Annotated in this window: 7 protein-coding genes; 5 read left to right on the forward strand and 2 right to left on the reverse strand. The window is 38.4% G+C overall.

All coding sequences use genetic code 11. From position 1 onward, the window contains the following. Positions 1–35: 35 nt before the first annotated feature. From Q0X77_RS11995 to Q0X77_RS12005, 3 genes are all read left to right on the forward strand, one after another. Positions 36–1,832, forward strand: a complete 1,797-nt coding sequence (locus Q0X77_RS11995) for a chloride channel protein (RefSeq protein WP_297797666.1) — start codon at positions 36–38, stop codon at positions 1,830–1,832. Beyond that, a complete protein-coding gene (locus Q0X77_RS12000) occupies positions 1,822–2,085 on the forward strand; it encodes a hypothetical protein (RefSeq protein ID WP_297797667.1) in 264 nt (87 codons plus the stop codon). Before Q0X77_RS11995 ends, Q0X77_RS12000 begins: the two co-directional genes overlap by 11 nt. A gap of 90 nt (positions 2,086–2,175) precedes the next feature. Beyond that, complete coding sequence (locus Q0X77_RS12005) at positions 2,176–2,370, forward strand: cold-shock protein (RefSeq protein ID WP_019671237.1); 195 nt, start codon at positions 2,176–2,178, stop codon at positions 2,368–2,370. Between the two features lie 58 nt (positions 2,371–2,428). Here the strand turns inward: Q0X77_RS12005 and Q0X77_RS12010 are convergent, their stop codons facing one another. Continuing rightward, complete coding sequence (locus Q0X77_RS12010; RefSeq protein WP_297797677.1) at positions 2,429–2,878, reverse strand: nucleoside deaminase; 450 nt, start codon at positions 2,876–2,878, stop codon at positions 2,429–2,431. A gap of 74 nt (positions 2,879–2,952) precedes the next feature. Here Q0X77_RS12010 and Q0X77_RS12015 point away from each other — a divergent pair, with 74 nt between their 5' ends. Together Q0X77_RS12015 and Q0X77_RS12020 are read left to right on the forward strand one after the other, a co-directional pair. Next, positions 2,953–4,722 carry a 1-deoxy-D-xylulose-5-phosphate synthase gene (locus Q0X77_RS12015; RefSeq protein WP_297797669.1) on the forward strand — a complete coding sequence of 590 codons (1,770 nt, stop codon included), beginning with the start codon at positions 2,953–2,955 and terminating at the stop codon, positions 4,720–4,722. A 1-nt stretch (position 4,723) separates the two neighbouring features. Beyond that, complete coding sequence (locus Q0X77_RS12020) at positions 4,724–5,821, forward strand: DUF3078 domain-containing protein (protein ID WP_297797671.1); 1,098 nt, start codon at positions 4,724–4,726, stop codon at positions 5,819–5,821. On the opposite strand, the gene dgt is transcribed toward Q0X77_RS12020, so the two are convergent. Beyond that, positions 5,818–7,161, reverse strand: coding sequence for a dGTP triphosphohydrolase (gene dgt, locus Q0X77_RS12025; protein WP_297797673.1), 1,344 nt, complete (start codon positions 7,159–7,161; stop codon positions 5,818–5,820). The two genes, Q0X77_RS12020 and dgt, sit on opposite strands and share 4 nt — an antisense overlap. Positions 7,162–7,385 lie beyond the last annotated feature (224 nt).

Here is a 7,385-nt window from a genome sequence, read left to right on the forward strand (position 1 = left end):
TTTTTTAATACCTTTAAATACGTATAAAAAATCTAATGCCAGGTACTGTAACTACCTTATTCACCAGATTTCTCAAGTGGCGATATAAACATATCTCCAATAAAACATTCACTCAGCTGATGAGCGTGATTGTAGGTTTTTTAGCTGGATTGGCATCCGTTACACTTAAAAATATCACCTATTTCATTGAATCTCTTATAGAAAAAGGAATAGTATTTTCAGACCAACAATTATATTTTATTACCCCAATAGTAGGCCTGACCCTGGTATATCTTTATGTGAAGTATGTTTATAAGGCAAAATTAGAGCACGCTATTTCCTCTATCTTATTTGCCCTGTCAAAAAAGAAAGGAATAATTAGTGCAAAGAAAATATTTTTGCCCTTGGTCACCGCACCATTAACCGTCGGGTTTGGAGGATCTGTTGGTCTTTTGGGTCCCGCAGTGGCTTCCGGGGCCGCAATAAGTTCTAATGTAGCACGATTATTACATCTTAATGCCAAAACCAGATCCCTGCTAATAGCCTGTGCCTCGGCCGGAGCCATTGCATCTATTTTTCAATCCCCAATTGCAGCCATAATTTTTGCAGTGGAAGTATTTAGCCTTGATTTAACTATGATTTCAATGCTTCCTTTATTGCTGGCTTCAATTTCCGGGGTTCTTACTTCTTATTTTTTCCTTGGAGATGAATCTTTATTCAGTTTTTCAATTACTGAAAAATTTGAAATCAAAGACACTTTTTTCTACATTATTTTAGGGGTTGGTACCGCGATAGCATCTATATACTTCACAAAAATGTATTTTGGTATCCTTACTTTTTTTGAAAGGTTCAAAAGTCCAAAATATAAACTTTTGGTGGGTGGGTTAGCCATTGGAATTATGCTGTATTTTATTCCGCCACTATATGGTGAAGGGTTCGGTTTTATTAATAATTTATTGGACGGAGAGCATATCGAAGCCCTTGGTAAAACTCCTTTTGACCGTTATACGAATAACATATGGGTAGTTATAGCCCTTCTCGCCGGAATTATTATTTTTAAAGCGGTTGCAATGACCACTACCTTTGCAGCCGGGGGCGCCGGAGGTATATTTATCCCTACCATGGTTATGGGAAGTGCCCTGGGAAATGTAGTTGCGAAAATTATCAATAATTTAGGTTTGGGACTTTCGGTCAATGAAAGTAACTTCACCCTGATTGGGATGGCCGGACTTATTGCCGGGGTTCTCCATGCGCCATTAACCGCTATCTTTCTAATAGCCGAAATAACTGGTGGCTATGAACTTTTTGTGCCCCTTATGATTACCGCGGCCATTTCATTTCTGCTAACCAAAAATGCAATAGATTATACCATATATACCCGTGAACTTGCCGAACAGGGAGCCTTGATAACGCATAATAAGGATCAAGCCGTACTTACTTTAATGCATCTTGATGAGATTGTAGAAAAGGATTTCAAGACTATCACACAGGAAATGACTCTGGGTGAACTTGTACACAAAACAGTCGCAAAATCTACCCGGAATATATTTCCCGTTATAGACTCGAATGATGCCCTTGTGGGCATAGTTTCATTAGATGATATTCGGGAATTTATGTTCGATACCTCTATTTATGATAAAATAAAAGTTGAATCTTTTATGCATAATGCACCTGAACTCATCTTTTATGATTCAGATTCTATGCAGGAAGTAATGCGAAAATTCCAGGACAGCTCTGCCTGGAATCTCCCGGTTATTAAAGATGGAAAATATTTGGGGTTTATCTCAAAATCCAAATTGCTTACGGCCTATAGAAGAAAGTTGATTAATTTTACACAAGAAGATGCGGATTAAACTCAGGCATATTGTATTGTTAATTGTATTGGCTTCACTTGGCGCAATAGTCTATGGTTTTACCCTTCCTGAAGAACATTCTCAAATTGCTAATAAGTATATTGGGTTTGGTACTGTAGGATTATTTTTAATCGCTATGCCTTTATTTCTTATAAAAGAGAGTAAAAACCGGAAGGTAAAGGATTATATGCTAACTGAAGAAAATATTCGAAAAATGCAAGGTAAAGCTCCTAAAAAGCCTGAAAATCAATAAATTTGGTCGAATTTTCCCTTTTCTATAAACTGTTCTGCTTAAAAAATCATACTTTCGTAATGAATTTTTTTATTATTAATATTTAATTTGATGACAGGAACTGTAAAATTTTTCAATGAATCCAAAGGATACGGATTCATTACCAACGACGACACCGGAAAGGACATCTTTGTTCATGCTACCGCATTGAATGGAGTGGAATTAAACGAAGGCGACAAAGTAGAATACCAAGAAGAAGAAGGAAGAAAGGGAATGGTTGCAGCACAAGTGCAGGTAATCGGATAACAATATTTTATTTTGAATTGAACAGTCCCCGATTTAATATCGGGGATTTTTTTTGCACCTAATTTAACCTTCGTTTCTGAATAAAAAACTGTTTTAGTAATTGGGAACACTCCTTTTCCAGAACCCCGCCTGATAGTTTAGCTTTTGGATGTAATTGTCCGCCTAAAGCAGTAAATCCCCTTTGAGGATCATAGGCCCCGAAAACAACTTTTGGAATTTGACTCCAAAAAATTGCCCCTGCACACATTTGACAAGGTTCAAGTGTTACATATAAGGTACATTCGTGAAGATATTTTCCTCCTAGAAAATTAGCGGCGGCTGTGATTGCCTGCATTTCAGCATGAGCAGTTACATCATTAAGTTGTTCCGTCAAATTATGTGCCCTTGCAATTATTCTGTCCTGCACCACAATTACCGCCCCAATAGGAACTTCATCCTTTTCAAAAGCTGCTTCCGCTTCCTGCAATGCCCTTTTCATAAAATAAGCATCATCAAATTTGATATCAATCGCCATAATACTACAATATTATGAATAGATGTGCTCATTACAAAAAATGAATTATAGTACATTTGCTACCTGGTATGAAACTATTGAATACAATTAATTATCCTGCTGATCTTCGCAAACTAAAAGCGACTCAATTACCCCTGCTGGCTAAGGAATTAAGGGAATTCATTATAGATATAGTTGCTGTCAAAGAAGGACATTTGGGAGCAAGTTTGGGGGTGGTTGAATTAACACTTGCTATTCACTACGTATTCAATACGCCTTCTGACAGATTAATTTGGGATGTTGGTCACCAGGCATATGGTCATAAAATCATCACCGGTAGAAGTGAAATCTTTGAAACTAACAGGCAACTGGGGGGAATAAGTGGATTTCCAAGCAGAAGTGAAAGTGAGTATGATCCTTTTGGTACAGGGCACAGTTCAACATCAATATCGGCAATTTTGGGAATAGCACTAGCATCAAAACTAAAAGGGCAAGAGAACAAACAGCATATTGCTGTTATAGGTGATGCCTCTATAGCAAGCGGAATGGCCTTTGAAGGATTAAATCATGCCGGAGTAACCGATACGAATGTCCTTATCATCCTTAATGACAATGCTATCGGCATCGACCCCAGTGTAGGGGCCCTTAAGAAATATCTGACCAATGTAAAAAAGGGCACGGCTAAAGATGAAAATATTTTTGAATGTCTGAACTTTGATTATACCGGCCCAATTGATGGCCATGACATCAATATTCTGATAAAAGAATTAGAACGATTAAAAATGGTAAAAGGACCGAAATTACTTCATGTCATTACCACCAAAGGGAAGGGATTAAAGAAAGCAGAAGAAAATCAGGTTACTTATCATGCTCCGGGAAAATTCAATAATCAAACAGGTGATTTAATAGCAACTCAGACCTCAGATCAACCTCCGAAATACCAGGATGTATTTGGTAAGACACTTGTGGAACTGGCCCTAAAAAATGATAAAATTATTGGTATAACACCTGCAATGCCAACCGGTAGTTCCCTTAAGTTTATGATGGAGCAAATTCCTGAAAGGGCATTTGATGTAGGAATAGCAGAACAACATGCCGTTACCATGGCAGCCGGAATGGCGGCCGAAGGATTAATCCCTTTTTGTGCTATTTATTCCACTTTTTTACAAAGAGCCTATGACCAGGTAATTCATGATGTTGCCTTGCAGAAGCTTCCGGTTGCTTTCTTTCTGGACAGGGCAGGGATTGTGGGTCAGGATGGTGCTACGCATCATGGGGTATATGATTTGACGTATTTACGATGTATCCCCAATCTCATTATCTTCTCACCAATGAATGAGGAAGAACTCCGCAATATCATGTATACCGTTCAAAAAGGTCTTCAGGGACCTATTGCTATTCGATATCCAAGGGGACGGGCAACAACAACGAATTGGAAACAATCTTTTCAAAAAATGAAAATTGGTATTGGGGAAGAGTTGCTTAAGGGAAATAAGATTGCAATATTATCCATAGGACATATCGGTAACACTATTTCCAGCCTTATTAAGGAGCTGAATAGGCCTGGAGAAATAGGTCACTACAATATGCGGTTTGTGAAACCTCTGGATGAGGGATTATTGCGCTTGGTTTTTAATACCTACGAACAGATAATTACAATAGAAGATGGTTGCAAAATTGGTGGTTTTGGCAGTGCGATTCTCGAATTTGCCAATTCGATAAATAGTCCTGTCCCTATTTCAATATTTGGGATAGATGATGTTTTCCTGGAGCATGGAGCAACGGAAGAACTTCATAAGTTGGCACATATAGATGCCTTCTCCGTTAAAAAGCACGTCCTGAAATTATTGGAGATATAATATGACTGCAAGATTAACTTTATTAGGGTTGTTGCTGCTTTACTCTTCCTATGCTTACCTGCAGGATACTATTCCTGAACCAACAGTAATTGATACTACAAAAATTGACACCATTGTTATTAGAGCTGCGCAATACAAGGTTAAGGCTGTACCCCGGGGAGTGCGTTTTATTAATCCTGATATTTCATTCAACGAAACCAAAGTACTGACTGACGTTCGCAAGCCTTTCAAAATCCCTTCCTTTTGGACAAAGGAAAATAAATTGGGATTCAATATAAATCAAGTAGCCTTTGTTAATTGGAATGCAGGTGGTGAAAATTCGATTTCAGGAATCGCAAATCTGAAATTCGTAAGAAATTATAAATTTCGATACCTCAAATGGAATAACGAGTTAATCCTTGGATATGGGCTGAATATCCAGGAAGACAGAGAACCCAGAAAAACCCAGGATATAATCAGACTAACCTCTACCTTTAGTTATCGTCGTGATACTTTGAGCCAATGGTATTATTCCGTTAATACAAGGTTTAATACGCAATTTGCAGACGGTTTTAATTACCCGGACAGAGACAATCCCATTTCGAGATTTATGGCTCCGGGATATTTATTCTTTGGGGGAGGACCCTCATTTTCTCCCGACGGCGAAGATTTAAACCTATATCTATCCCCAACTACGCTTAAGGCTACTTTTGTCCAGGATCAAACACTTGCCAACCAGGGTGCTTTTGGAGTTAAAAGGGCCATATATGATTTAGATGGGAATATCATTACAGAAGGTGAAAAAAAGTTTATAGAATTTGGGATCCTGGTTACGAATACCTGGGAAAAAGAAATCGCTAAAAACATTACGATGAATCATCGCCTTAATCTTTTTACAGATTATATCCGGCGATTTGGGAACATTGATATCGATTGGGAGTTAAATTTCACCTTTAAGGTGAACGATTTATTTGAGGCAAATTTAGGAACCCATGTTATATATGATGATGATATACGCTTTGATCAGGTAATCTCAGATACCGGTAATATAATTGATCCGGGTGTTCCCAAAATCCAATTCAGACAGGTTTTGGCCATAGGTCTGGCCTATAATTTTTAAAGTTGTTTCCCGCTTATTTTATTATGTATATGAACTGCCGCACTGTCTGAGAGACTGGCAACAAAACAACTGGCATTCAACAAAACAGAATAAACAGAGCCTTTGGTATTTCTGTATTCAGGGGGCAGGGTTTGTATTAGCAATTTATCATAATTGGTGGGTTTGCCTTCCATTTGTCTCACCAACGCCCTGGTAAATACCTCCAGAATATCCGAAATTATCTTATAGCCCGCAATTTCCTTTTCTATAACTCCCGGAGAACAATATATTTCATTCACACTTAGCTGAATAATGTCCTCAACCTGAGCTTTATAATTGCTGCGATCCAAAAGTGACACTCCAAAGGTGCCATCTAGAATTGCCTCCTCGTTCTCAATAAAAATTGATACCGCATCACTAATTAAGGTATTAATTGCCAAAGCCCTTAAATAACTAAGCCTGTCGGCCATAATGGTCAAAGAATTATATTTTTTTGTATTAATGGTGTCCTTAACCAGCTTAATCAAATACTCCAGGGCGTATTCTTCGGAGATCAGTCCCAGGTTTATGCCGTCCTCAAAATCAATTATGGTATAACAGATGTCATCGGCAGCTTCAACCAAATAAGTCAGCGGATGCCGGGAATATGCAATGTCTTTCCCACGTCCTGTAGGGACAAGCCCCAATTCCCCGGCAACTTCTGTAAAGAATTCTTTTTGTGACTGGAAAAATCCAAATTTTTTATCCGCTATATGGGCTGAAGGCTTTTTTGGAAGAGATTCCTTGGGATATTTCATAAAGGCCCCCAAAGTTGCGTAGCTCAATCGAAGTCCTCCGGATACCCCCTCGCGTGATTCAGTGAGCAACTTAAACCCGTTTGCATTTCCTTCAAAATCAATAAGATCCTGATACTCCTTTGCTGACAAAATAGATTGATATCTTTTGCCTTCCCCATGTGCAAAGAATTCCCCGATTGCCTTTTCACCACTATGGCCAAATGGCGGATTTCCTATATCATGCGCCAGAGCTGCTGCCGCCACTATTGCTCCAATATCTCCAAATTTATACCCATGGGTTTCCTTTAAAAAGGGATGTTTTTGTAACAGCTTTTCGCCCGCAATCCTTCCAAGGCTGCGCCCCACAACAGAAACTTCCAGACTATGGGTTAAACGGGTATGAACAAAATCTGTTTTTGAAAGCGGTATTACCTGAGTTTTATCCTGCAGACTCCTGAAGGCTGCAGAAAAGATTACCCTGTCATAATCTACTTCAAAGCCCAGACGGGTCTCGTTTTGTTCCTTGCGCAGTCTTTTATGTGTATCTCCAAAACGCTTCAGAGACAGGAGTTGTTCCCAATTCATAAGTCTTTAATTACGATGGAAAGATACAGTTTTTTAAAGGTGATTAAATACATAAACAAGTCCTTTTTAAGCTAATTATCCAACAAGGAAAATATGCCATAACATTTCCTTAATCTCTTAACCTTATAGTAACCTTAATAAAATAAATGTTTAACCTGGAACTAACATGACTTTTACAACCCATAGCGTTCTTTGCGGTTGATAATGTAATTCAACTAAATGAA

Source organism: uncultured Eudoraea sp. (assembly GCF_947258925.1).
GTDB lineage: Bacteria > Bacteroidota > Bacteroidia > Flavobacteriales > Flavobacteriaceae > Eudoraea.

Excerpts from the sequence above, each read along its gene's own strand:
- Q0X77_RS11995 (WP_297797666.1), top strand. The coding sequence starts at position 36 with ATGCCAGGTACTGTAACTACCTTATTCACCAGATTTCTCAAGTGGCGA.
- Q0X77_RS12000 (WP_297797667.1), top strand. The coding sequence starts at position 1,822 with ATGCGGATTAAACTCAGGCATATTGTATTGTTAATTGTATTGGCTTCA.
- Q0X77_RS12005 (WP_019671237.1), top strand. The coding sequence starts at position 2,176 with ATGACAGGAACTGTAAAATTTTTCAATGAATCCAAAGGATACGGATTC.
- Q0X77_RS12015 (WP_297797669.1), top strand. The coding sequence starts at position 2,953 with ATGAAACTATTGAATACAATTAATTATCCTGCTGATCTTCGCAAACTA.
- Q0X77_RS12020 (WP_297797671.1), top strand. The coding sequence starts at position 4,724 with ATGACTGCAAGATTAACTTTATTAGGGTTGTTGCTGCTTTACTCTTCC.
- dgt (WP_297797673.1), bottom strand. The coding sequence starts at position 7,161 with ATGAATTGGGAACAACTCCTGTCTCTGAAGCGTTTTGGAGATACACAT.